Source organism: Prevotella jejuni, assembly GCF_900187995.1.
Classification (GTDB): Bacteria; Bacteroidota; Bacteroidia; order Bacteroidales; family Bacteroidaceae; genus Prevotella; species Prevotella jejuni.
In genome coordinates this window covers 62,683-88,430 of the sequence record NZ_FZNZ01000016.1, presented here as the reverse complement: position 1 = coordinate 88,430, position 25,748 = coordinate 62,683, and the positions used below count along the sequence as shown (strand labels likewise).

The following is a 25,748-nucleotide window of genomic DNA, read 5'->3' as shown; positions in this document are numbered from 1 at the left end:
TACTTGCCGTCCTTGGCCAATACACCAGATATTTGTTCTGGAGACCATTGCTTAGTAATAAGAAGGCACTTCGCCTCTTCCATGACATCCTTGTCTACTGAACGATTGCCTGGCTTTCTTCGCCTTGTTTGTACTGCATTTGCTTGGGCAGTTTCCCAATTATAGTGTCTTCTGACTCCGCTATTACGTCTTATTTCACGAGACACTGTACTTGTACTTACATTTATTGCCTCGGTAATCTCTTTTTGTTTCGTTCTATTTTGGAGTAGCACAGAAATTGTGTACCTTTGCTCCGAGGTTAATTGTTTGTACATTGCAATGCAAAATTAATTAATCTTTGGGAGACAGAGGTCTCCCTTTCTTATTTTTATGCATTGCTTGTTGATTTTCTTCTCATGGGGGCTTCTCGCCCCCAAACCCCTCGGTGTTTTCAGGTATAGATTATTAAGCTACACCAGCACTTGGGATTGCAGTTCTATGTTGAACTTGCGCCTAAATCTTTCCGTAATATCTCGAATAATTTTTGGGACAGCCACCATTCATAATTACCCAAAAATACAGGGCTATTATTGCCAACAGATATTTTAATATTATCCCACGTCCTTTTACGTCCTTTACACAGTTCAATAAATAGCTTTAATTGGTCTGGGCGAATTCTACGTGAATAAACAAAATAGTCATTCATAATATCCTCGTGTATTTCGGAGAAAAGATAATGTTTGTCCCTATAATAGATTGCAGCCATTAGACACAGTGCTTCATAATAAATAGCACTACCGTCTAATTCAGGAATGAAAACAGATGAGAAAATGGAATAAAAATCTTTCACTTGCTTTGCAAATTCTGTTGTTATGGGAATGGCAACGCAATCGTTAGTTTCTAAAGCAAATTTCTGTATATCTACTTTACCTTCTTCGGTAGTTGCTTTAGCAAGTATTTCAGCTTCGTGCTTAAAGGGATAATGTTGCTGGAGTATCAAAGAAAACTCTTCGCTAAGTTCACTATAATCGAAACCATAGCATTCATGCAAACCTGCATACAATCGTTTTAAATCTATGATGGGAAAATCTAATGTCATTTGTCTTATTTTTCTTGCAAAGGTAATAAAAAGACTCTACCTGCATTATAGCTGATGGAGTTTTCTTTGGGTGACAGTTTCTAAACAAGGGGTATAAAACTATTTTTCGTTATATTCTGTCACATTATCTCCCGAACACGTATCTTACGACTTTCGCATTTGCCTTGTTCTCATTTGAGAAATCACGTTCAATATAAATGTCGGTTACTCGCATAGATTCGTCAATATGATTGAGGGCTTCGTGTACCACGTATTTGCTTACTCCGACCTTGTTAAGGGCAATGGTAGCCCAAGAATGGCGTGCAGCATAATATTCTAAATCCTCAATTTTAAGAATACTACCAATCTCTTTCAATCCCTTGTTGATGGCTTTGTTAAAGGCTTTCTCATTGACATAACTCTGGTAGAAATTGAATATCCGTTTGCCTGTTGTATCCTTGTACTTCTCAAATAAAGGATGCAATATCTTAGGAACTGTCACTATCATCTTAGCTTTATCCATTCTCCTGTCTCTCGTCTTAGTACGATAGTAAGTAAGCGTATTGCCATCATATTCGGTTGCGTTAAATAAATCCACAGAATTTATTCCTATCATGCAAAATGAGAGGATAAAACAATCCTTTGCAAGATTGAAGCGGTTGGTGTGATGTATGCCTTTATAAACTGTCTGATACGGTAACTGCTCTATCTTACGGATTAATTCTGCTGTGATAGCTCTTTTTCGTGTTGATTCCTGTTTGGGGATTTGGAAATAAGCAAATGGGGTATTCTTGATACGGATTAGCCCTTGGTCTGGCTTGTTGTATTGCTTTACAGCCTCCTTAAACAATCTACGAATGCTCATTAAGTAAAGGGAGGTACTGCGAGTGGAGGGAACACGCTTGCCTTTCTCCTTCAATTGTTCTGCTCGTTCCTTGCTTTCATTGAGTAAGAATGCCATAAACTCTTGCAGGAATTCACTTGTAATTTGATGCGTGTACAGCTTCTCACTTTTGTTGAATCGGATGAGGCTGTTAAGTGCGGAGGTGTAGTTGACTGCTCCCTTTAACGTGGAATTGGCAATCCATTCCTTAGCGAACTGGATGAAATCTACTGGTTTGTCGCTTTTGTCTCTGCTGTTCAGTCGGGCTACAATCTCGTTTACATCAAGTGTCTCTGCTTCTAAGTGTATTTCGTTAAACATCTTACGATAATGCAGGATAAGTATGTCCGCTTCCTGCTTGATAAGAGAATCTTCCTTGATAGTAAACCTGTCAGTTAAATCGGCTTTTTTTGCAAACAGACTTGTGGAAATACGCTTTACCTTACGGTCCTTCGTAAACCTGATGCGGACGTTGTAACTACCATCTTGCCTTAACTTGTCTCTCTGAATTTCTGCTTTAATTGTCAGCATAATCTCTTGTTTTGAGGTCAACCTCGGGTCAACAATAGGTCAACAGGAGGTCAACAAGTGGATAAATTAGCTGAAATTTTGCTCAAAATAACGTGACGTGTGCATTTAGGGCTAAGGAGAAGATAGAGGGATTTTACAACAAATGAACCGTTACAATCATAATAACCTACTGATGTAATTACTTGATTTATAACGAAAAAAGAGCTTTACAGCATCGTGTAAAGCTCTTCTTACCCTTTGTGGACCAGCCTGGGCTTGAACCAGGGACCTCCAGATTATGAGTCTGTTGCTCTAACCAACTGAGCTACAAGTCCTGAATTTCGTGAATTCGGCTGCAAAGGTAATCAATTAAATGGAAAAAGGAGAATAGATGATAAAGAAATTTAATGTTTTAACACATTTTGAGTGAGTCGAGGTCGGTTTATGACCGATTTGGTGTATCTTTGCATAAACGTAGAACGATTTTGGAGGGCATGGTTTTTTATTGCTTTCATGATTTCGTAGTAGGAACGGGAATGTCGTTTAGATGGATTTACCATTAGGCGATTATATAAGATAAAAAGGATTGAACATTATATATATAAATAAAGGTGAGGCACGAGAGATGCCTGAATTGGTGGCTACCATAGGCTTCTTTGATGGCGTACACCGTGGTCATCGTTTTTTGATAGACCGTGTCATTGAGGAGGCACAACGGTCGGGAATGTCGTCAGCAGTTATTACCTTCGATCGGCACCCACGTGAGGTGTTACAGACTGATTATCAGCCTGATTTGCTGTCGACGCTCGACGAGAAACTGCTGTTGCTCTCCAAGACCCATGTCGACAATACTGTTGTATTGCATTTCGATGCTTCTTTAGCCGCACTCACGGCCCATGACTTTATGCGAGACGTCCTACAAGGCGAGTTAAAGGTAAGGAAACTCATCATAGGATACGACAATCGTTTCGGACACAACCGTTCGGAAGGTTTTGACGACTATGTGCGCTATGGTAAGGAGTTAGGGATTGAGGTCATCCGTGCCGATGCCTTCCTGCCTGACGACGTTCGTGTAAGCTCTTCAGTCATAAGGACTTGCCTTCGAGAGGGTAGGGTTGAGGATGCTAATCGCCTATTGGGATATGATTACACGATAGAGAGTCGCATCGTCAGTGGCTATCAGAACGGGCGTAAGATGGGTTTTCCAACCGCCAATCTCGATGTTACTCGTTGCCAGCAGCTCCTCCCTGCGTCGGGCGTTTATGCCGTTTTGGTGCGTTTGAAGGATTCTGTTGGTTGGAAGCGAGGGATGATGAACATAGGACATCGCCCCACCTTCAACGGCACAACCACCTCGATGGAGGTCAACCTCTTCAACTTCTCTGGCGATCTCTATGGTCAGGAACTCCTCGTCAGTTTTATCAGTAAGATAAGAGACGAGCGTAAGTTCGATTCTATCGACGCCTTAGCCGAACAGTTGCAGCACGATAAAGTTCAGATTAACAAGCTCTTCGATACGACTTATCATATCGACGACAACCTCATTAATATCCAATAAGATAATGCAAAAGAATACTAAAAACGTGTGGAGCGCAGTATTATATATCATACTGTTTATATCACTTTTCATCTTTATTCAGTCTATCTCTTTGTTAGGAAGCGGCTATGTTTTCAATTTGCTAAGCGGTAATGGAAAGGTTCATAGCGTCATTCCTAATAATTCTGGAGAGTGTATTGCAGTGTCAGCAGTCCTAAGTAGTTTTATGACAATTGTCCTTTTCGTTGCAATGCGATGGACACCTGTCTCCCGCAACTACCTTAAGAGCCGTCCTTGGGGCGTCTTCGTCTGGGCCGCGCTATTAGCTTTAGGTTCCATCCTCCCGACGGAGTACCTTGTAGAAAAGATTAATCTGACCATGCCAGACACCACGAGAATGATGTTCGAAGATGTCATGAAGGTTTCTTGGGGTTATGTAGCCATAGGTCTGATGGTACCGATAGCCGAAGAGATAGTCTTCCGTGGTGCCATACAGCACACGCTGCAAGTGGCATTAGGCAAGCGTTATCCTTGGATAGCCATCGTCATCTCAGCTTTGATCTTTGGTTTTATTCATTTCAATTTAGCACAGGGTGTCCACGCCTTTGTGATAGGTTTGTTCTTAGGATGGATGTATTACCGTACAGGAAGCATACTTCCAGGATTCGTTTTCCACTGGGTCAACAACAGTGTAGCCTATCTCATGTTTAACTTACTACCAGAGATGAACGATGGAAAGCTCATCGACTTCTTCCATGGCGACGACCGAATGATGTATGGAGGACTGTTTTTCTCACTCTGTATCTTTGTTCCTTCGTTGTTGCAGTTGATGAGGCGGATGACAAGCGGACAGCGATAAGCTCCCACACACTTGTCTTTATGTAAACATTTTTCGTCCCTCACGGACGTAACACATGCCCTTCTTGCATATAGAAGAGGCCTTTCAACATTCCAAAACATGCCCTTCTTGCATGTAGAAGACGCCCTTCTTGAAGCAAGAAGGGTGTCTTCTTTATTGCTATTCGTAACACTTTGATTTCTTGTGGGTTATCCACTCGGTTTGAGTGGTTGCTATGCTCTTGTTTAGAGGGCGTTTAGCTTGAGTTTATGTAATGATTTTTCGTTGTGGTGGCCCCTCCCCCGTCCCCAGCTGGCCCCTCCCCCGTCCCCTCCCCCGAAGGGAGGGGCGTGATCACCGAGATACCCCTATAAGAAGGATGAAGGCTTCGTTTTGTTCCTTATTATTATCTACGATAGCTATAACGTTCTGTGTTCTCTGTATGCCGGAGGCGTTCTGTGGGATCGAAACGTTGGTGGAAAAGTTCTGTTAAATCTGTGAGTTCTGTGAGAGATAATATGCCCCAGCGTAAGAGACAAACCTCCCCATGCCTCATGCATGCAGCCCAATAGGGGTAACCTCACATACTACGCCCCTCCCTGCGGGGGAGGGGACGGGGGAGGGGCCGGCTGGTTACTTTTTTACCTCACCCCTTCCAACACACAAATCGACCATTACACCGACTAAAGAAAGTCGTGTAATGGTCGATGGATAACGCTTGTTAGGGCAGCAGAACGCATACTGTTAGGACGACTTTAGCCCTAACAAGTAGATGTCGATAGCCCTTACAATCAAATACTTATAGGCCGTTTAGCTGATTACATATTGTCGCACTCCTCATTCTCGTGCACAGGAATCTTAGCTTCCTTAGTTGTTTTCTCAGCTTTATAACCAAACTTTTCAAAGTACTTCTTAATCTGCTCCTCGTTAGTCTTCTGTGCATCGTAAGTAACATAGACCTTCTGTTCGTTCGCATCCGTCTTGATCTCCTTCACACCCTTAGCGAATCTGAGGTTGTTCTTGACCTTAGCTTCACAGTTAGCGCAGTGCATCTGTGGTGTTGTCGTGTAGATAACGGTCTTAAGATTCTTAGCAGTTGCGATCATGGCAGTCATGACCAACAACATTGTGAAAATAGTTTTCTTCATATCTGAATTGTTTTTATGAATTAATAATATGTGTTCTAATATCCTTATTGTTGATGTTTTCCGAGATTGAGACGAATGCCCACGTATGCCATAGCACCCTGAATAGGTCCGTAGACCATTGTTGGCTCAAAGCTGTTATCCCATGGGTTTTGATAGCCAATGATAGGGTTTTTCTGCTTGAAGTTCGTAAGGTTCTCTCCACCGAGGTAGAGTGAGAAGTTACGGAAGTATCTTGTTATCTGTGCGTTAACCTGTCCGTAGGCCTTATAGTTGCGTTCCCAAGAGAGGTTACCAGTAGCGAGAGTGTAAGGCTCAGGCATACGTCCGCCACCATTCAAGGCCAAGGTAGCATCAAACTGCCACACACCTAATGGCGTCTTATAGCTTGCTGTGAGCAGTCCCTTGTATCTACTCTGCAGCGGTTTCCACATCAGTCTACCGCCGTAGGTGGTTTTCACGAGGTTATAACGGTAGGCTACTGTCAGTTCAAGGCCCTTGAAGAGCGGATAAGACGCATCAATCTGGAACGTATGCGAGTAGCTCTTACCATCGAGATTAGTAACATGAATCTCCTGCGGGTTCGTATCGTAGTCGATAACCGTCTGTGAAAGGAAGTCGGTGTAATAGTACTCAGCGTTCAACTTCAGCATCTTCTGTGCGATAGGGATGAGGAAAGCGAAGCTTGCCCCATAGTTCCATGCCGCCTCCTGATTGAGCTTGTCGATGATAAGACGTCTACCAGAAGCCATGAGATAGTTGTTCTCAGCCAGTGCGTGAGGGCTCCTGTAGCCCTTACCAGCCGATAGACGAAGGGTGAGGAAATCGGTTGGAACCCACTTTAAGTGAAATCTTGGAGTGGCAAAGGTGCCGTAGACATTACTGTGGTCGATGCGCAATCCCGCCATAGCGATGAGCTTATTATGCAGGTTATAAGTGTATTGCACGTATGCGCCTGGTGTTGTCTCGCTTTCAATACCCCGTGTGAGCGGGTAGAGATTACCATAGTTAGCAGGCACAGCAGAGGTTGGCAGGGTCAGACTCTGGTGCAGGTAGTCATGGTTAAGACTCAGTCCAGCAGACAGGTTATGCTCATCAGTGAAGTTAGTCTCAAAGATCAACGATGCGTAAGCAGTCTTTTCATTGACGTAATAGTCCTTGATACCATACGAAGCGTCCTGCTGGTGCATAGAAACATTGCCCATTAAGGCAATGTTCGTACCGTGTGCAGGGTCTAAGATAAAGGCATTCTTCATGTAAGCCTCATATCTGTTCGTACCGATATTGATGCGATAAGGCGTCATACCTGCCGTCATAGAGCCATGATGATCAACCTGTCCGCTTGTGCGATCTTCCTTTAATAGCGACAAGCCAGCGTGCAACATGTAGCTACCCGACTTCCAATACCATCGGTTCTGAAGGTTATATTGCCTTACACGAGGGTCATCTTGGAAGCCATCCCCATTACCATCATGCTTGCTCCAGTTGTTCTCGAAGTGGGCAAGAATCCCCGTACTAAGGTTCTTATTACCGTTGATATGGATGTTACCATCGGCATTTGCCTCGAATTTACCCATCGTACTACCATAGAGATTGAGCGTTACTCCCTCCGGATCTTCGGGCTTTAAGTATTCAACATTAATCTGTCCGGCCATTGCTTCATAGCCGTTTTTGACAGAGGAGTTGCCCTTACTGACCTGAAGACTCTTCATCCAGCTACCAGGAACATAGCCGAGACCGTAGGGGAGGGCCGCTCCACGGAAGTTAGGAAGGTTCTCTGTAAGCATCTGAACATACGTACCACTGAGTCCAAGAAGCTTCACCTGCTTTGCACCAGTAGCCGCATCAGAGTAGTTAACATCGACTGCTGGGTTGTTTACAAAGCTCTCACCAAGGTTGCAGCAAGCGGCTTTGAAGAGTTCATCTCGTAGGATGTCTTTTCCGTTGATAGCGCCAGAGAGCGATCTCACTGACGCCCTTCTTGCGGTGACAGTCACGTCAGAGAGCGTCTGATCCTTAAGTGTTGCGGTAGAGTCAGGGGCAGTCTGCTGTGCTGCAGCTGGTAGGACAGACAATAGGGTCAGTCCTGCTAAATATATAATCTTATTCATTATTGTTTGATTACTTGATGTTTTAGAATTTGTGAATAGTGGGGCAATATCAGCATACGGCATAGACTGATACGGCCTTAGCACCTGTAACTACGTGAGATACAGGTAGGAAGAATCCTCTGTCACCCCATTCTGTGGGCAACAGACACATCAAGAAATCAAATTAAAAGCGTGGTGAGGATGCGAAGATATTGTCGTGGCGGACTATGCCAAAGCAACGACAACACCCTCTCCGGTGCCTTTGTCAGAACGGGCAAAGGCAGAAGCTGATTGCAGCTAACCATCTGTGGGAGAAGAGACAACTGTAAGGGTTGGAGCTTAAAGAAGCTATTCTGTGCCGTGTTCGTGGGCGATAGCGTCTTTACATTATACTTCATGCAATGGTCGGCCTTGCTCTCATTGCAGTGTCTCTTAGTCTCCATCTTGGCAACAGACACATTCCCAGTATGCTCGCACACCATTACCATGATGCCCGAACCAACCCAAAGTATCATGACAGATAGCAGGATTGAGAGTGATATGTTGGCCAATTTCTTCATAAATAGGCTGCAAAGATAGAAATAATCATTAACTTTGCAAAGTTTTTAAAGGTTTTTTTAATGTTTAGTACGAGCCTTCAGTGGCGAATAAAGTATGTAGGAGCTGGTATTGTACTTGCTCTCCTATTTATATATATCATCTTTCGTTGTCTGCCTCCTTCAGTGGAAGAGGTGGATAAATGCGGTGTTTCCGTTAGTCAAGAGACGTATTATGCTGTAGAGGCAGACGGCAAGACCGTGGCCTACTTTGCCGATTATGCTGACTCATCATTTGTCAGTGGTTCGGTGAACAAGGACTCTATCCCAACACGTAGCGTCCGACAACAAGGCTATTGGGTCAATCGTTGGCCCCTCATACCGTCTTGTCGGGGTCGTATTCTTATCCGATGGGACTATCGACCATCAACGATAGTCAACTTGAAGGGCGTCGGCGTGCAGCAACTCCTGCGTCAGACGGTGGCAAAGATGGACGGAGAGTTAGACGGACTACAGACCAAACGCAACGAGATGGGCTATTATCTGCGTGTTCATAGTGTACAGGATTATGGCTACAATAAGGTTGCCGACTATAATGCGGAGGTCGTACAAGCGATGGACTCACTACGAAGAATTATCAAGGTGTTAGACTCCACGCTCGCTACCTCAGCCCGTCTGCGTATTCTTCAGCTCAATCGTTACACCCTTCTGCCGTCATCAAAGAAAGAGAAAGGCATTGCTTGCAACCGACTTGAGACTGATAAGGAGCAAGGAAGTGTACTCTTACAGACGGAGGATGCGTCAACACCGCTCGGTGTCTTCACTCCTTTGCAGAAAGCGGGTGGTTTAGCGGCATTGAAGCGGTACTATACTCGTCATAGTAGGATAGTCGGCAATCTCTTAGTAGGCGTTCGTTTTGAAGGTGGCCGATACGTGGGCGAGATGGAGAAGGGTGTGCCCAACGGTTATGGAAAGTATTTTGGCGACGATGGAAGCTACTACGACGGTCATTGGACAGGTGGAAAACGGAACGGATTTGGCATCTATGTGGCCCCACATGAGTATCTACAAGTGGGCGAATGGAAAGCGAATGTGTTTAAGGGTGAGCGACTTACGTATAATCCCGACCGTGTCTATGGCATCGACCTGTCGCGTTATCAGCACGAAGACCAGGGTAAGGTCTATAAGATACATTGGGACAGACTGCGCATCATCGACCTCGGTACGCTGAGTACGAAGACTATTAAGGGGAAGGTAGACTATCCTGTTTCGTTCGCTTACGTCAAGTCAACAGAGGGCTGTACGATGTTGAATGCCTACTACGGAGCCGACTACAAGGCCGCACGTGCGCATGGTATTCGTACAGGAAGCTACCATTTCTTCTCAACGAAGTCGGCTGGTACGGCACAAGCTAAGTATTTCTTAAAGTACAGTAGGTTCTTGAAAGGCGACCTACCACCTGTCTTAGATGTCGAACCGTCTGATGCACAGATAGCAGCAATGGGTGGTGCGGCTGTGATGTTCCATCATATTCGAGCGTGGATGAGCTATGTCTATAAGCATACCGGTAAGCGTCCGATACTCTATATCAGCCAAGTATTCGCCAACACCTATATGCCCTTAGCCCCCGACTTAGGTGATAACTATCACGTTTGGATAGCTCGTTATGGCGAGTATAAGCCGAATTTCAAACTTGCCTACTGGCAGTTGAGTCCTGACGGGACGGTGCGAGGCATCCACGGCGGGGTAGACATCAATGTCTTCAATGGTTATCGCAATCAGTATGAGGAGTTCCTTAAACGCCATTGCTTCTAATACAGTCGTTCGATAAGCCGCTTGTTTGTTGCGTGTTGGCGATGTTGAACTATCGTACTGATGGATGGGTGCAGATTGCGAGATGCGTTTGTTTTCCCTACGCTTACGCCTTCTTTTGTAAAGATATTTTCTCTCTTGATTTTAGAAGAGGCTTTACAAGCATGAAGAAGACGCCCCTCTTGCTCGTAGAAGACGCCCTTCTTGCCCCTTGAAGGGCATGTTCTCGACCCTTGAGGAGGCCCTTCTCCTTTGCAATCGTGTAACTTCTTGAAAACAAATGACTTGTATGCGGTGGCAAGGGGATGATTACACCCCTTTTTTACAAGCAATCTCTTGTGTGTTTTGTAAGGATATTTCAACAGGAAAGGATATTGAATACAAAGCTAAAAAACCTCAGTCAGTAGTAGAAAACGATAGGATAAGATTTATTACTCCTATCTGTCCTCGTGGTTAATGAGGTCGCTATCTAATCGACAAACAGTCTGTTAGCAAACAAAAAGAAAGCCGACAAGATATGGGGAGAGCCCCCACACCCTGTCAGCAGAATCTATTGTAAAACTTAAAACACGAATTAGATGATATTAAAACACCATCGTAATTACTTCTTTTCTTTGTAGAGATCTTGGCAAGTCTTCCATCCGAAGTGTTTGTAAAGCTCATTCAGACGAGTTTCACGGGTCTTGAAAGAAGCAAAGTCCTTCTTGTTATTCTCCGTCCAAGCCGTCTCTGCCATTGCAGCAACACGTGGGAGGATCTGGAAGAAGGCGAGGTCGCGACCGATAATATACTCTGTCCATAGGTTAGCCTGAACTCCCTTAACATGCTTCTTCAACTCTGGTGCAGCGTCGTCGGGCACTGGGTTGTAGCTGTAAGTTGTCTCTACAGGGAGCATATTACCGATGAGAATCATGCGATTATCAGGCTTCTGATAGAAATCAAGGTAATAGTAAGTGGTTGGAGTCATGATGGCATCCAATCCACGCTTAGCCGCTTCAATACCGCCATTGACGCCACGCCAACTCATGACAGTCGTCCCCTTGTCTACATCACCCTCTAAGATCTCATCCCAACCGATGATGTTACGACCCTTAGACTCCAAGTGCTTGGCCACTTGATTCATGAAGTAAGCTTGCAACTGAGCCTCAGCAGAGAAACCGTTAGAGCCCTTCAAGCCTAAACGCTTAATCTCAGCTTGACAGCGAGGACAGTGTTGCCAACGCACACGTGGGGCCTCGTCGCCTCCAATATGGATATACTTAGATGGGAAAATATCAACGATTTCGTCTAAGACATTGTTTACGAACTCGTAAGTCTTAGGGTTTCCAGCACAGAGAATGTCTGGGAATACACCCCATTGCTCGGCTACCTTGTATGGACCACCCGTACATCCAAGCTCTGGATAGGCAGCCAATGCACCGAGCATGTGGCCTGGCATGTCGATTTCAGGGATTACTGTGATATATCGATCAGCAGCATATTTGACAACCTCACGCATCTCGTCCTTTGTATAATAGCCTCCGTAAGGTGTGTCATCATAGAGTCCTGTCATACGACCGATGACGGTCTGCGCACGCTTTGAGCCTATCTCAGTCAACTTAGGATAGCGATCAATCTGCACACGCCAGCCCTGGTCTTCTGTTAAATGCCAATGGAAGGTGTTGATATTGTGGAGGGCCAACATGTCAATGAACTCTTTGATAAAGTCCATCTTGAAGTAGTGACGAGCACAGTCGAGCATCGTACCACGATAGCCGAAGCGTGGATAGTCAACGATACGGGCTGCAGGGAAGGTGACGCTCTTGGCTTTCTCTAATGGTAAAGACTTGCGAAGGGTCTGCACACCATAGAATACACCACGTGGCGTCTTGCCTTCTATTGTGATAGTTTTAGCCTTGATGGTGATGACATAACCCTCTTCATTCTCAATCTTTGGGTTGAGCTTTAAGATGATAGTGTTCCCCTTCTTGTTCTGATCATCGAGAGTAATACCCGTAGCCTCCGTGATATACTGTTTCAAAAACTCACCATTACGGCGCATAGCATCATCTTTGCTGGCTACGTTGATAGAGGTGAAAACTTCTAAAACGAATGGTGCACCCTTCTCAGCAGTGACACTCTGTGGGAGAGGAACTACCTGATAGTTCGCATCTGTGGCATGAAGCGAGATGCTCGCTACCATCAATGCCACTGATAGTAAGATTTTCTTCATCTTGATTAAACGAATGTTTTGTATTTAGGTTTTTATATTCTGGATTCTAACTATCCACGGACAAAGATACAAAAAATATCTGATAAAAAGCTTAATGAGGGTGAAAAGTGTAGAAAAACTACTTATTTAACTAAAATAAGAAAGCCTTGTCCGCTTGGGGCAAGGCTTTCTCTATGGTTGAACAAGGCTATTCCTCTATTTCAGAAAGGCTTCTAACGAAGTTGCGAACGAAGTTACTTGTCGTCTCGATGGGTGCATATCTAACGTAGCGAAGACTGCGTCGTACGTTGCGTTGGAGCACTGTGTTGTTGTTTTGAACAAACCCTGCAGCGTTTTGTTTGAAGTGCCATTCATGCGCAGTGTCCCTTGCCAAGTCTGAAATACTGCGTAGTGTGAGTCGATAAGCATTAGGGTCAGTCTTCGTGACAAAGGGTATCTCGTCTTCTTCAAAGCCAAAGACGGAGATGAGTACATTGCCTTGTAGCTCTGCCATCGCACTTAGTTGTAAGGTGTTCAGCCAGTTCTCAAGCTTCACGAAGTCTACCTTGTTGCCACGTGTCCTTAGGTATTCGCCCATCGTGATGATACCTCCTAAGTTCATGCCACGTGTGAACATGGTCTCTGAATTAGACACAATGAGCTTTAAAAGGTCGAGGGCTTCGATGGAGGTGTCGATACTGTGGAGCTCATTATAGATGAGGCTCTTTAGTCGTCGATTAAGTAGTGAGTTGCTAAGTCTGACGGTCTTCGGTATTCTTGCAGTCAGTGTCTTGCGCTCTTCTTGCTTTGCTTTGATGTCGGTAATGATGCTCTCTGGTAGGTTAAGGCCTTCGTCCATGGAGTGACGAGCGATACCATTGGTGAAGATGGGCATTACCTGTTGTGCTTCCACCATCTGTATGAGTCGTCTCCACTTGAAGGCTGACATCGGTTCGAGGCTCGACTGTGTGCCGAAAGCGCCTGAACAGAGGATACGAAAGAAGTTGCGTTGGATGATGTCCATCCCGGATGATTCTATTGGTTGCATGGGGTTGGGTGTTAGGTGATGAGTGTTGGGTGTTGATGGATGGTGTTGTCGGGTGTTGAGTGATGGGTGTTGTTGGGTGTTGAGTGATGGGTGTTGGGTGTTGATGGAGAGTGTTGTTGGGTGTTGATGGAGGGTGTTGATGATATGTTATGAGTATCGGCGGGGGTAATGGAAGAGGATGGAGAGTAGGGCGGTGATGCCTAATGCCATCGGATAATACAGGAAGGGAACGATGCTAACGGGGTTGATTTTGGCCAAGCCAGCCGCCATCAGTATCTGAGCACCGTATGGTATCAGACCTTGAGCACAGCAAGAGAAGGTGTCGAGGATGCTGGCTGCCTTGCGTTTATCTACTCCGTAACGGTCGCCAATCTGCTTGGCTATACCGCCAACGGTGAGGATCGCGACTGTATTATTAGCTGTACAGATATCTACTAAACTGACGAGGAAGGCTATTGTTAACTCTGCTCCACGCTTGCTACTGACGTGACGTGTGATTTTCTTGATGAGGTAGTCGATGCCACCATTCTCTCGGATGATCTCTAACATACCGCCTGCCATCATCGTGATGATTATTAGCTCGCCCATGCCGGTGATACCTTTGCCCATACTACCAAACCATCCGTAGAGGTCGTAACTGCCATCAATGATGCCAATAGCGCCTGTGAGGACAAGACCAATGGTCAGAACGGCCATCACATTCATACCGAAAACAGCGCAGATAAGCACGGCCATGTAAGGAATAACCCTATAGAAGTCGACGTGTGAGGCCTGTCCTACGGTGTGGATGTCCCTTCCCATGAACACATAACCTAATAGGATGAGGACAGCAGCAGGTGCTACAATGAAGAAGTTGACCTTGAACTTATCTGCCATCTTGCACTCTTGTGTCCTTGTAGCGACGACTGTTGTATCGCTGATGAACGATAGGTTGTCGCCAAAGAACGACCCTCCGACCACGATAGCGACCACGAAAGGCAGCGAACTGTTGGTTGACGTGGCTATACCTGCGGCTATTGGCGTTAGTGCAACGATAGTTCCTACACTCGTTCCGATGCTTATTGAGATGAAGCAAGCCGCTAAGAAGAGTCCTGGAAGCAGCATGTTGTCGGGCAGAACAGAGAGAGTTAGGTTGACTGTAGCATCGATGCTCCCCATATCCTTTGCCGAGTTAGCGAAGGCACCAGCAAGTACAAATATCCATAACATCATCATCATGTTATCTGTACTGGCTCCCTTAGAGTATATCTCAATACGTTTTGCGAGTGGAAAGCCCCCTGATATGGCGATAGCAAAGATACTCGATACCATGAAGGCAACGGTTATTGGCACCTTATAGAAGTCGCCTGAAACGATTGAGGTGACTAAGTATAGAACGATGAATACCAGCAATGGACTCAAAGCAAGGAGTCCTTTCTTATTTTCTGTCATGCTTTCTATTGCGTATTTAATGCTTTCTATAGAGGTTCTTGTGCCTCTATTGAATGATAGTGTGTCGTTGACTCGTGCCAACTGTCGCCTATTGATGCGTCATGTCTGGGCAGTCTTATATCCATGGTGATGGTCTTATAGTCTTATCAAAACCATCAAAACGGCCCTAATCTGACGTCCCCTCCTTTCATACTCGTACTTAACAGCTTTCATACTCATGCTTAACACTTTTCGTATTCATGTTTAACAGCTTTCGTACTCGTGCTTAACACTTTTCCTACTGGGCCTACGCTTTTTTCGTACTAAGCGTTACCATCTCTTGCTTCAAGCGTTTACACTATCTTTTATTATATCTCCTTCCACCTTTCTCCACCCTCCTTTCAGCCATTGTCAGGCTTATTCTCCCCTCCTTCGGAGGGGTCGGGGGAGGTCCCAACTTACCCCCATTCCCTATGATAGAAGTCTATGTTCTCCCTTGTCAACAGGTCGATAGGCATATAGTTGACTGGTTCTACCTTTTTCTTCAGCACCAATGCACGGAAAAGGGAGTCTACACTGAAGTAGCCTTGTTGGTAGGCATGCTGCGCAATAAGGAACGATATGGAACCATCTCGCAGACAGTCAGCATTCTTATGCACCACGTCATAGCCCATAATCTGCACGTTCTTGCGACGAGTCTTCAGTAGGAACTTACCGACGATATGTGCTTTAGAATTAAAGGTGATACAATGGTGCACCTCAGGATGCTCACTAAAGAATTTCTCTAAGATATGGTCATAACGCTTCCTCTCCTCATCCAAGGGTAGATTAACCTCCAGTATCTTAATGTCAGGATAGTTCTCTTGCATATAGTTGCGGAACCCCACCTCACGATTCGCCTGTTGTCTACTTGCCATTTTCCCATCTTTTGTCTGCTTCATGAGCATGATGCTCTTCTCTCTCTGTGCTATGAGCATAAGCATCTTGGCTGCGAAATGACCGCTCTGAATGGAGTCCTGCCCATAAAAGGACAGTGGTTGCAGCGATGGCATAAAGGAGTCAAGCAGAATGAAGGGTATGTTCCTATCGTGTAACTCCTCTGTGAACTGCCGTGTAAGTTCTAATGTTGTAGGCACGAGGATTACTCCGTCTGGGTTCTTCCTTAGGCATTTTTGATAGGTTTCAACAAACGAGTGGGAGTCAAGACGGCTGTAATACATAATCTCTAAGTCAATATAAAAGTCCCTGCGAGCCTCGACTGCCTTCATAGCCCCTACCTCTATCTCTTCCCAATAAGCCTCACTACTATGTTTGGGGATTAGACAATAGAACTTGTAACTCTTGTTGTAAGCGAGTGCACTTGCATATACATTCGGTTGGTAATTCATCTCCTTTAGCACCTTCTCTACCTTCTTCAGTGCTACTTCCGATACGTTCGGACGTTTATGTAATACCCTGTCAACCGTTCCTACGCTTACTCCTGCACGTTCTGCAATGTCCTTTATCCTAATCTTTTCTGCCATAAATAGGGGAAATGAATATATTACTTTTTACCGTGCAAATTTACTAATAATTGTTGGAATGTGCGAAAGCACAACTGTAGAAATTGTGCTTCTCTTTCCTTTTTTACTATATATAAGGATAGGTTTGGGGGTTATTAGGAAGATTTTACTTACTTTTGTAGCTTGAAATTAATCCAAGTCTGTCAAGGTGGGGATTATCAGTAAGAGACGTGTTATGCGTTGTCTACTTTTGACAGAACGGTTTATATGGTTCGAACAGAATATGTCTATTAAGAGTAAACTTCAACAACTATCGTTTCGCACAGGGGTTATCGTACTCCTGATGTGCCTTCCTTTCTATGCACTCTCCTTTGTGCAAGTGTTTTTCCCAGTGTCTACAGCGACAAAGGGCATACTCTTTACCGCGTTCTTCGGACTGGCGAAAACCTTTCAATACACCGGTGTTGCGATTCTTGGTAAGGAGGGTTATAAGCGTGTGAAGGGCTATCTTAAAAGGAAAAAGCTGTCTAAGTCGAAGGCTGTTGAGGCTGTTGACGAAGCAAGGCCACGTTGTTGTCCAGACCTGTTCACGAACCCCAATATCCTTGCTGGTGTACGTCTTGTCATCTTCGACTTTGATGGTACGCTCGGAGACTCGCAACAGTTGATTACTGATACGATGCTTGCAACGATCGAGAAGTTACACCTTCCGAAGCGAACACGTGAGGAGTGTGCTCGAACCATTGGTCTTCCACTGAAAGAATGTTTCTCTTCTATCATCCCAATGACCGACGAGAAGGCGGAAGAGTGTGCCGAGGTGTATAGCGAAATATTCAATATAAAGAACGTGCCGGGGGCTGTCACGATTTTCCCGGGGGTCTTTGAAACGCTTGATAGGCTGATTGCTATGGGTATTAGGATGTCGGTAGCGAGTAGTCGCAACCGTAGTTCGCTTGTTAAACTGATGACTGATTTGAAGCTCACAAACTATATCAGCTTTCTTGTTGGTGCTGACAATGTGGTCAATAAGAAGCCCGCAGCCGAGCCAGTGCTCCTCACCTTGCGTTGTTTCAACGTCGAACCGCATGAGGCACTCGTGGTAGGTGACACCGAATTCGACATCCTTATGGGGCGCAATGCAGGTACACATACGTGCGGAGTAACCTATGGAAATGGCAGTCGTGAGAGCCTTGAAGCGGCGGGGGCGGAGTGGATAGTATGTTAAATAATGTATAATTCTTTGGCAGTTTGGCATTAAATGCCTACCTTTGCACTCGCAATTCGGAAATACACTACGGTTTATTGAAGGATTGACAATGGTTAATATCGCGGGTTGGAGCAGTTGGTAGCTCGCCAGGCTCATAACCTGGAGGTCGCATGTTCGAGTCCTGCACCCGCAACTCACAGCTTAGAAACGCTTAGTAATAAGGTTTCTAAGCTTTTTTTTTGCTCCTTTGTTTGAGTCCTTGTAGGGGTCTCCTGATACCGAAAAAGGGTCAGCTTATTTCTGACCCCAGCTGGCCCCTCTTCCTTCCCCAGCTGGCCCTTCTTCCTTCCCCAGCCGGCCCCTCCCCCGTCCCATCCCCCGTAGGGAGGGGCGTAGTATGTGAGGTTACCCCTATTGGGCTGCTAACAAGGTTCTTGGGTTGTTCTTTCTCTCACTGAGGGTAGTTTTTTCTCTCACAGAGCGCACAGAGTTCACGGAGGTTTTTGGCGCACATTTCGAGCCCAAAAGATAGTGGCCCCTCCCCCTTCCCCTCCCCCGCAGGGAGGGGCGTAGTATGTGAGGTTACCCCTACAAGACTGCCATTACGGGACATAACGAAGCCTACATCCTTCTTATAGGGGTATCTCGGTGATCACTCCCCTTCCCTTCGGGGGAGGGGACGGGGGAGGGGCCACTATCTTCTATGAGCTTGTGTGTTCTGTTCTTCTGTGTATTTCTGTGAGAAAGAGAAATATCCTCCGTGAGAAAAAGAAATGTCCTCTGTGAGAATAAGAAATGCCCTCTGTGAGGGAAGAGACGCTAATCAAATAGATAGAAACTGTCAAGATATTTCAGCAATCACGCTCCTCTTTTTTCAACGACACGCCCTTCTCCGTTGAAGAAGACGCCCTTCAACAATCAAGAACATGCCCTTCTTGCCCCAAGAAGGGCATGTTCTACAAACAAGAAGAGCATGTCCTTAAATGCTAAATGTAACGTGTTGATTTCGTGAGGGTTATGGTGTGCTTTGTAGTGGATGAGATACTTCCATGTAAAGGGTATTTTACTCGATGCGATGTAAGGATTTTTTTATTATCTTGCTGATGCTTTAGAAAGGAGGAGGACATCTTCTTAACGTATCGAGAGAAGGGATGGAGCGCAAATTGCGTGTACATCGTGTTGAGGCTTAAAAAGGGCTGCTTGGCCGTCAGATTTTGGCATTTAGAAAGTTTTTTGTATATTTGTACGATAAATGATAGGGCACCCCTCCACACCTTATAATATATAGGTAGGGGGATGAAAGGTAAAGGAACGCTATCAAACAAGGTTATGTAGTAATAACAGGAAACAACAACTATGGCAAAATTAACAGTTAACAATTACGAAGAGCTTGCTGCCCGACTGGGCGAGAAGCTTGGTGAAAGCGAGTGGTTACTCGTCGATCAGGAGAGAATTAACCTCTTTGCTGATGCGACACTCGACCATCAATGGATTCATGTCGACACAGAGAGGGCTGCTGTCGAGAGCCAATACAAGAGCACAATAGCCCATGGCTACCTGACACTGTCGCTTCTTCCGCACATGTGGCAGGAGATTATCGAGGTTAACAACCTAAAGATGATGGTCAACTACGGTATGGATAAGATGCGCTTCGGTCGTCCTGTCCTCGTGAACTCACGTATCCGTCTTGTCGCTTCACTCGATAGTATCGAAAATCTAAGGGGTATTTGTAAGGCTGGAATCAAGTTCCAAATAGAGATAGAGGGCGAGCGCAAGCCTGCTCTTGAGGGTATTGCTACCTTCCTTTATTACTTTGAATAAACGGCCTTCGGCATTTAGAATAATCGTAGGTGACCATGGATGAGTGCTGCTTGTCTGTGGTCACCTCTTTTGTTGATGGTTGGCAATGGGGTAGGCGAGGGTTGCGAGAAGAATAGACGATGTCGCTTTGATGTTGACTATAAGTGGGTTATGTTCGGAGAAGATAAGAGGAAAGATTAGAAGAAAAAGTCAAAAGAAGCCTTAAAACTATCGTGTTTCAACGTAATTAATGTTAAATAAGATGCAAGACAATTAACGAAAAATATAATTTATTGTACCTTTGTACACCGAAAAAGATTATTTTAGGAAACATTAGAACTCAAGACCAAAAAAGGGATTTGACGTTTAACAGAACATTATTAAGTAAATAAAGTATGGTATATAACCAACTCAAATTGCAGAGTCAACTCTGTTTTAGATTGTACACAGCGAGCAGACTTGTTACACAAACTTACTATCCATTGCTTGACGAGTTAGGTCTCACCTATCCTCAGTACCTCGTTTTGATGGCTCTTTGGGAAGAGGATCATCAGAAGGTGATGGCACTTGCCCATCGACTCTACCTTGATTCCAACACGATGACGCCACTTCTTCAGCGCATGGCTCAGCTCGGTTTGGTTGAACGTGTCAAAGGAGAACGCGACGGAAGAGAGACTTTTGTGTCGCTGACCGAGCATGGTAAGGAACTACAAGAGAAGGCTAAGGATATCCCTTCTTGTATGGTCAATAAATTGTTTGAGGATGAGGAGGAGTTGAATAGATTTAAGGAAATAGCCTTAGACCTCGACCGCTTGATCGCTCATCTGGCTGAACAGCGTGCGAAAGAGAAGGAGGCTGTGATGGAGAAGATGCGCGAGGAGCGTTTAGCCTCTAAAAGACGTAGATGGTAAAGTGCGTTAATAGTTTATTAGAATATATACCGAAGGTGTATCATGGATGGTTTTCTCCGTCCTGATACACCTTTGTTGTGTATCTACCCTTTGCCCCCTTGCTGTGTCGGGGATGGTTTTCTCTCGGCTTATACTGTCTTCTGCGGGATGTCTTACACGGTTCTCATTCTTATAGCGTCCGTTTTGCTACACGTCTCATTCGTATTTGTAATGCTGTGAAAAACCTTTACATGCGATAGGCCTAATGCTCTACGAAATGGAAGTATCTTCTCCTCTCTGTTTGAGTTTGTAACTCACAAGAAATCAGAAGTTTACAAGCAGCGTTCGAGGATATGCCTTTCTTGCCTCAAGAAGGGCATGTTCTTGCCCCTTGAAAGGCCTCTTCTCGATTGCAGAAGAGCGTCTTCTTCAATGGAGAGGGACGTGTCCTCGAAAAGAGAGGGGCGTAGCTGCTGAAATCTTTTGACAATCTCTGTTCGATTGATTAGCGTTTCTTCCTTCACATAGGATATTTCTGTTTCTCACAGAGGACTTTTCTTTTTCTCACAGAGAACACAGAAGAACAGAACACACAGCATTCCACAGAGACATTAAGTCAACCGATTTCACAGAGCCTTACAACCAACAGAAGCCTCACCCCCAGCCCCTCTCCGAATGGAGAGGGGAGTGATCACCGAGATACCCCTACATGTCCTCCAGATGTTTAGCGGCCCATTTCCTATCAGTAGCAGGCCAATAGGGGTAACCTCACATACTACTCCCCTCTCCATTCGGAGAGGGGCTGGGGGTGAGGCCTCTGTGTTCTCTGTATGCCGAAGGCCTTCTGTGTGCTCGAAATGTGCGCCAAAAACCTCCGTGAACTCTGTGAGTTCTGTGAGAGAAAAAACTCGATGACATGTGCAAGCAGCCCAATAGGGGTAACCTCACATACTACTCCCCTCTCCATTCGGAGAGGGGCTGGGGGTGAGACTCTCTTGTTCTTTCTTCTTCCCCCAACCTTTTTTCCCTCCTTTTCTTGCTCATTCTCCATATTTTTCATAATTTTGTAACGTGTCGGAGTGGGGCTGCGTCAAAACGAGGGTAGGCCCTATTGATACGGTATAAACGAACGAAGAAGAATGAAGAAAATACTCCTTTTACTCGCTATCTCCCTCTTTACGGTAGGTGCACATGCTCAGAAAGATGTTGTCTCGGTTGCTGATATGATTAAGATCTTCCAAGCCAAGACGCTACAGATGGGCAAACAGGTGCTTGAAAAACAAGGTTATGTCTATAAGGGTGTGTCGTCTGACGCTTACGGAAAGGACTATAACTGGGTGAAGAACATGAATTTAACGAGCGACTTCTTGCCTACTGCGATGGGACGTGGTAACTCCAGTATGGTCCTTCTGGCGCAAGATGGTAAGACGGTCTACGTCTATGTCTTTAATCGTACGGCCTTTGCAGGACTGCAGTCACAGGTGAAGGCGATGGGCTACGACATGGGTTCGGCGGTGAAAGGGGATAAGAGTACGCTGATATGTACGAAGGACAATCAGCCTACTATCAGTTTCCTTACGCTCCAACAGCCGTTGCCTTACTGCCTGCAGATAACGGAGTAAGTGGATAAGGGATTGAATTAAAGGATAAGAAAGAAGCTAATGAAGAAGAAACCAACCTATAAAGTGCCAGTGTCTATCTGTGCTATTGTCTTGTTCGTCGGTGCTATTGTACTTGCTATTCTTATGGAAACGCGACAGATGGCACCCCCCCGTAAGTATGAGGTGGACATGTCTGGTGAGGTAATCGGTATTGATAATGGTCCGAAGATACCTGTATTAACAAAGGAGGAGGTCAAAGACGAGGAGGTTAAAGAGGAGAAGAAGAAGGATAGCCCTAAGCCTGAAGCGACTGAGACAGAGGAGTCTCAGGAGTCGGAGGAACCTGTCATCGTTCCTACTAACCCTGATGGGCAGTCGGAGCCGGCTATTAAAGCTCCTGTGCCAGATATTAAGAAGCCTACTATCGACCAGATAGATAATTAGGACTCGGCCTTTGCTTCATACGATATTACGATTGGGATATAGCAAGCATGCCTTGTTATACCCTTTTGTTTTTAGCCCTTTTGAGACGGAGAGGGACACAGGGTCTCTGATAGAAGAGGCGTTACACCTTATTATATAATATGCTTTACCTCTGTTGTGGGACAAAGGCTCTCTGATAGAGGAGGCGTTACACCTTATTATATAATAAGCTTTACCTCTGTTGTGGGACGTGGGTTCTCTGATAGAAGATGCGATACACCTTATTATATAGTAAGTCTTACCTTTGTGGTAGCGTTACTCTTGATTGTTCACATAACTTTGTTGTGATAGAAGGCGTTATGTGCTTGGAATGAGTGAGGGCCGAGGGGATATAAACAAAAAGGTAGGAACCCCTCTAATAGTTGGTTCCTACAATCGTTGCCCCTTCTCATAAAGTGAGAAGAGGGTAGTGGATACATGTCTTCTGTGGACTCTATAGGAGGGGAGGAAACGCTTTCGTCGCACTGTGACAGCTGTGAGAAATACGACAGGCAAAGCCTTTTAGAAGGATAGCCTATTCTATCCTCCCAACGAGCTCAGCCTTAAGACTAAATTTGATTCCAGTTGACTTGCGTGATTCGGCCGCCCTTTACGGTGGCAGAAATGACGTAGCTACGTTTAGACTTACCCCCCTTACGATCGATGTCCAGTGTGGCAGGGACTTTAATACGTAGTTCAGCGTCATCATCATTACTGCTTTTCTTCACCTCAGCAGGTGAGCCAAGATGCCAGTTAATGGTCTTCACGTCAGCTTGATAGAGTTTGTCGGTCATGTAACGACGCACGTCTTTCACCGTGGCACCGCTCGCGCCGAGGAAATTAAACGATGAAGCAACAGCACCAGAAATCTTGTCAGTACTCTTACTGTTCATTCCCTGCAGCAGTTGACGTACCGCACTGACAGCTTTCGTCTTATCCCCCTCCGATACAGTTGGTACGAGGATTGTCTTCAGCTTCTCATCGGCTTCCTTACTGTGGAGCCCATTTGGGTGTTGAGCTTTGTATCCGAGGAAAGCATTCTCATCGTTTTTAGCCACGGCTTGCGCCCAGTCTATCTCGTCAATCTTAGCCTCTATCTCCCCTCGATGAGTAGAGTTAGGATACTTAGCGATGAACTGCTGTAACACATCCTTTGAATTGCTTGCTAAGGCAACAGCCAAGTCATTATTAGCTTGTTGGGCATTTGCCGTCGTTGTTGTCAGTGCTTTCAGTCGTGCAGCGATACTGTCACGATGCGCCTTCGGTGCTGATGGGTTCCCATCAAGGTAGTTCTTCAACACCGTAGCTTCGTTACTACTAATCGCTTGGGCGTAGGCGTCCTGCTCAGTGTTAGTCTTGCTTGACCCTATCTCTTGGTTGTAAAGGAAGAGCAAGACGGCAGCTGTGATGGCAGCGATGAGCAAAGAGACAGCCAAAGAGAGGTGGTTATCCTTAGACGACTTGCTCTCCTCTTCCTCTTCAGTGGTCTCTGCGAGTGCTTCGGCCTTTGCTATCACCTCCTCATCGGCCTCGTTGTCCATGATGAAATCGGCATCTACCGTCCCATCCTCAATCCCTTCATCTTCGAAAGGCTGCTGTGGTTCAACGTTGTTATGGCTTGATTCCTCCTCAGCTGCAGGACGTTCAGCCTCCTTCTCCTCGTTTGCTTCGTTCTTGTCGACAGCGACAACGACAGCAGGAGCGGCTGTAGCGTGTTCGTTAGAAAGTTCGTTTGATTTCTGTTCAGTAGTATTTACGGAAGGTTCAAAGTGACTTTCCGTATGATGACAATTAGGACATGACGTCTCTTCTTTGAGGTATAACTCACCACAATGAGAACATTTAATGATATGTCCAGCAATCTCTACACCGCAACTGGGGCATACGGGAGCCTTATCGCTCACTTGATGGCCACATTCAGGGCATTTGATGATCATTTATCTAACGTAAGATTATAGTAGTTTGGATAATTATCTTTTTCTTTTCTCTTGGTCGGCTATCTTCGTCGTCGTGGGAATCTTAGTTCGCGCATACTGTGCCTTCCCATCAAGCGCGACTTGTCGACATATCCGTTTACACCATTGATGCGCCCTTTACCAGTGTATTGCCAAGCGAAGATGTCCCTTCCGTCTTGCAGTACCGGCTCTCGTCCGTTATACTGTGCGATAAAGAGCTTATAGCCATCAAGGGCCCCACTGAGGTAGCGATCATAGAAGTTTGTGTAAGTGTAGACCAACGGCTTGACCCCATACTCCTTTGTCATGAGTACGAGGAAACGCTGAAGACTATCGCATAAAGCCTCTCGGCCCAGTCCGCCAGTAGTCTCAATATCTACCATCGGAATGAGGTCTTGGTCCTGTGGGCGGCATTGCATGCGAAAGTTCCTAAGCTGTTCTTCTTGTGGGACAGTCGGACGATAGAAATGATATGAGCCTACGTTCATACCGTAGCGTTGTGCCGCTTCGATATTGTCAAGATAGCGTTGGTCGATACGTGAGCCTCCTTCAGTAGCCTTTAAGTACACGTAATTGAGTTTGTGATTACTGTTCTCGGCCACTGTCTCCCACCATACGTCACCTTGATAATGGCTCATATCGAGTCCGTGGATGTGACTGCAGGTGTCTTCGCATTGTATAGTATATTGCGCCTTAGTACCTGCAAAAGAGAAGATGCAGGCTATGAGGAATATTACTCTTATTAACTTCATAGCTGCAAAGGTAACATTTTAAGTTGAGATAGCGGAGTGAAGGATGTATAAATATCTCTCTTTTAGTATTTCTTAATCCATGATTCGTATGTAATTGTCGGTCGTTACTTATCGTGTTAACTGTCCGTAGCGAATTATTTACACGATAATAATTATTTATTATCACGACTGGAAATATTTTTCTTCACGACTGGAAATATTTCTTTTCACGTAAATAATTCGACAACACAATGCTCCTCAACCTTACAGATAGAGCTTTGTTATTGGGCCTATTAGGCTTATTAGAGGGCTTATTAGCCTTATTTATTAGCCCAATTGGGCCTTATTTATTAGCCCAATTGGCCTTATAGGGGCTATAGGGCTAATAGTTAATTGGCCTTATTGGGCCTTATTTATTGGCCCAATTGGCCTTATAGGGCCTATAGGGCTTATAGATTATTAGCCTTATTGGGCTTATTTATTGGCCCAATTAGCCTTATTGGGCCTATAAGGCTAATAGATTATTGGGCCTATAAGGCTAAT

At 45.2% G+C, this 25,748-nt stretch carries 21 protein-coding genes and 2 tRNA genes; 9 read left to right on the top strand and 14 right to left on the bottom strand.

What is annotated here, in order from left to right:
- From CHB62_RS07680 to CHB62_RS07665, 4 genes are all read right to left on the bottom strand, one after another.
- A partial coding sequence (locus tag CHB62_RS07680) for a helix-turn-helix domain-containing protein (RefSeq protein WP_141240412.1) occupies positions 1-314 on the bottom strand: 314 nt, incomplete at its 3' end.
- A 161-nt stretch (positions 315-475) separates the two neighbouring features.
- Positions 476-1,078, bottom strand: a complete 603-nt coding sequence (locus tag CHB62_RS07675; RefSeq protein ID WP_089366369.1) for a hypothetical protein — start codon at positions 1,076-1,078, stop codon at positions 476-478.
- A 124-nt stretch (positions 1,079-1,202) separates the two neighbouring features.
- On the bottom strand, positions 1,203-2,471 hold the full coding sequence (locus CHB62_RS07670) for a phage integrase SAM-like domain-containing protein (RefSeq protein ID WP_089366368.1): 1,269 nt from the start codon (positions 2,469-2,471) through the stop codon (positions 1,203-1,205).
- A gap of 240 nt (positions 2,472-2,711) precedes the next feature.
- Positions 2,712-2,785: transfer RNA gene (locus tag CHB62_RS07665), tRNA-Ile, on the bottom strand.
- Between the two features lie 251 nt (positions 2,786-3,036).
- On the opposite strand from CHB62_RS07665, the gene CHB62_RS07660 reads away from it, so the two are divergent.
- Together CHB62_RS07660 and CHB62_RS07655 are read left to right on the top strand one after the other, a co-directional pair.
- A complete protein-coding gene (locus tag CHB62_RS07660; protein WP_089366367.1) occupies positions 3,037-4,008 on the top strand; it encodes a bifunctional riboflavin kinase/FAD synthetase in 972 nt (323 codons plus the stop codon).
- Positions 4,009-4,012: 4 nt separating this feature from the next.
- Positions 4,013-4,846, top strand: a complete 834-nt coding sequence (locus CHB62_RS07655) for a CPBP family intramembrane glutamic endopeptidase (RefSeq protein ID WP_089366366.1) — start codon at positions 4,013-4,015, stop codon at positions 4,844-4,846.
- Between the two features lie 797 nt (positions 4,847-5,643).
- Here the strand turns inward: CHB62_RS07655 and CHB62_RS07650 are convergent.
- The 3 genes from CHB62_RS07650 to CHB62_RS07640 form a co-directional block, all read right to left on the bottom strand.
- Entirely contained in the window at positions 5,644-5,973 is a 330-nt protein-coding gene (locus CHB62_RS07650) for a heavy-metal-associated domain-containing protein (protein WP_089366365.1), read from the bottom strand.
- A gap of 44 nt (positions 5,974-6,017) precedes the next feature.
- Positions 6,018-8,081, bottom strand: a complete 2,064-nt coding sequence (locus tag CHB62_RS07645) for a TonB-dependent receptor plug domain-containing protein (protein ID WP_089366364.1) — start codon at positions 8,079-8,081, stop codon at positions 6,018-6,020.
- A gap of 158 nt (positions 8,082-8,239) precedes the next feature.
- The gene (locus CHB62_RS07640) at positions 8,240-8,620 is read right to left on the bottom strand and encodes a hypothetical protein (protein WP_089366363.1); all 381 of its coding nucleotides are present in this window, start codon (positions 8,618-8,620) and stop codon (positions 8,240-8,242) included.
- A 60-nt stretch (positions 8,621-8,680) separates the two neighbouring features.
- Here CHB62_RS07640 and CHB62_RS07635 point away from each other — a divergent pair, with 60 nt between their 5' ends.
- Positions 8,681-10,411 carry a GH25 family lysozyme gene (locus CHB62_RS07635; RefSeq protein ID WP_089366362.1) on the top strand — a complete coding sequence of 577 codons (1,731 nt, stop codon included), beginning with the start codon at positions 8,681-8,683 and terminating at the stop codon, positions 10,409-10,411.
- 598 nt (positions 10,412-11,009) lie between these two features.
- Here the strand turns inward: CHB62_RS07635 and CHB62_RS07625 are convergent.
- The 4 genes from CHB62_RS07625 to CHB62_RS07610 form a co-directional block, all read right to left on the bottom strand.
- Complete coding sequence (locus tag CHB62_RS07625) at positions 11,010-12,620, bottom strand: beta-N-acetylhexosaminidase (protein WP_089366360.1); 1,611 nt, start codon at positions 12,618-12,620, stop codon at positions 11,010-11,012.
- A gap of 187 nt (positions 12,621-12,807) precedes the next feature.
- Positions 12,808-13,623 carry a hypothetical protein gene (locus CHB62_RS07620; RefSeq protein WP_089366359.1) on the bottom strand — a complete coding sequence of 272 codons (816 nt, stop codon included), beginning with the start codon at positions 13,621-13,623 and terminating at the stop codon, positions 12,808-12,810.
- A gap of 171 nt (positions 13,624-13,794) precedes the next feature.
- Positions 13,795-15,078 (bottom strand): Na+/H+ antiporter NhaC family protein, encoded by a 1,284-nt coding sequence (locus tag CHB62_RS07615; protein ID WP_089366358.1) that lies wholly within the window; start codon positions 15,076-15,078, stop codon positions 13,795-13,797.
- Positions 15,079-15,515: 437 nt separating this feature from the next.
- Positions 15,516-16,580, bottom strand: a complete 1,065-nt coding sequence (locus CHB62_RS07610) for a LacI family DNA-binding transcriptional regulator (protein WP_089366357.1) — start codon at positions 16,578-16,580, stop codon at positions 15,516-15,518.
- Between the two features lie 262 nt (positions 16,581-16,842).
- Between CHB62_RS07610 and CHB62_RS07605 the strand changes: the two genes are divergently transcribed.
- The 4 genes from CHB62_RS07605 to CHB62_RS07590 all read left to right on the top strand — a co-directional run bounded on the left by CHB62_RS07605 (position 16,843) and on the right by CHB62_RS07590 (position 20,477).
- The gene (locus CHB62_RS07605) at positions 16,843-17,784 is read left to right on the top strand and encodes an HAD hydrolase-like protein (RefSeq protein ID WP_089366372.1); all 942 of its coding nucleotides are present in this window, start codon (positions 16,843-16,845) and stop codon (positions 17,782-17,784) included.
- A gap of 102 nt (positions 17,785-17,886) precedes the next feature.
- Positions 17,887-17,959 (top strand) — tRNA-Met (locus CHB62_RS07600).
- A gap of 1,163 nt (positions 17,960-19,122) precedes the next feature.
- A complete protein-coding gene (locus CHB62_RS07595; RefSeq protein WP_009011665.1) occupies positions 19,123-19,587 on the top strand; it encodes a MaoC family dehydratase in 465 nt (154 codons plus the stop codon).
- Between the two features lie 374 nt (positions 19,588-19,961).
- Complete coding sequence (locus CHB62_RS07590; protein ID WP_009011666.1) at positions 19,962-20,477, top strand: MarR family winged helix-turn-helix transcriptional regulator; 516 nt, start codon at positions 19,962-19,964, stop codon at positions 20,475-20,477.
- Between the two features lie 754 nt (positions 20,478-21,231).
- Here the strand turns inward: CHB62_RS07590 and CHB62_RS07585 are convergent.
- Positions 21,232-21,516, bottom strand: a complete 285-nt coding sequence (locus tag CHB62_RS07585; RefSeq protein WP_089366356.1) for a hypothetical protein — start codon at positions 21,514-21,516, stop codon at positions 21,232-21,234.
- 79 nt (positions 21,517-21,595) lie between these two features.
- Here CHB62_RS07585 and CHB62_RS07580 point away from each other — a divergent pair, with 79 nt between their 5' ends.
- Positions 21,596-22,078 carry a hypothetical protein gene (locus tag CHB62_RS07580; protein WP_089366355.1) on the top strand — a complete coding sequence of 161 codons (483 nt, stop codon included), beginning with the start codon at positions 21,596-21,598 and terminating at the stop codon, positions 22,076-22,078.
- 39 nt (positions 22,079-22,117) lie between these two features.
- Complete coding sequence (locus CHB62_RS07575) at positions 22,118-22,501, top strand: hypothetical protein (protein ID WP_089366354.1); 384 nt, start codon at positions 22,118-22,120, stop codon at positions 22,499-22,501.
- A gap of 587 nt (positions 22,502-23,088) precedes the next feature.
- Here the strand turns inward: CHB62_RS07575 and CHB62_RS07570 are convergent.
- Together CHB62_RS07570 and CHB62_RS07565 are read right to left on the bottom strand one after the other, a co-directional pair.
- Complete coding sequence (locus tag CHB62_RS07570; protein ID WP_089366353.1) at positions 23,089-24,456, bottom strand: zinc ribbon domain-containing protein; 1,368 nt, start codon at positions 24,454-24,456, stop codon at positions 23,089-23,091.
- 59 nt (positions 24,457-24,515) lie between these two features.
- Positions 24,516-25,226: a glycoside hydrolase family 25 protein gene (locus CHB62_RS07565; protein ID WP_089366352.1), complete on the bottom strand. Its 711-nt coding sequence runs from the start codon at positions 25,224-25,226 to the stop codon at positions 24,516-24,518.
- Positions 25,227-25,748: the final 522 nt, after the last annotated feature.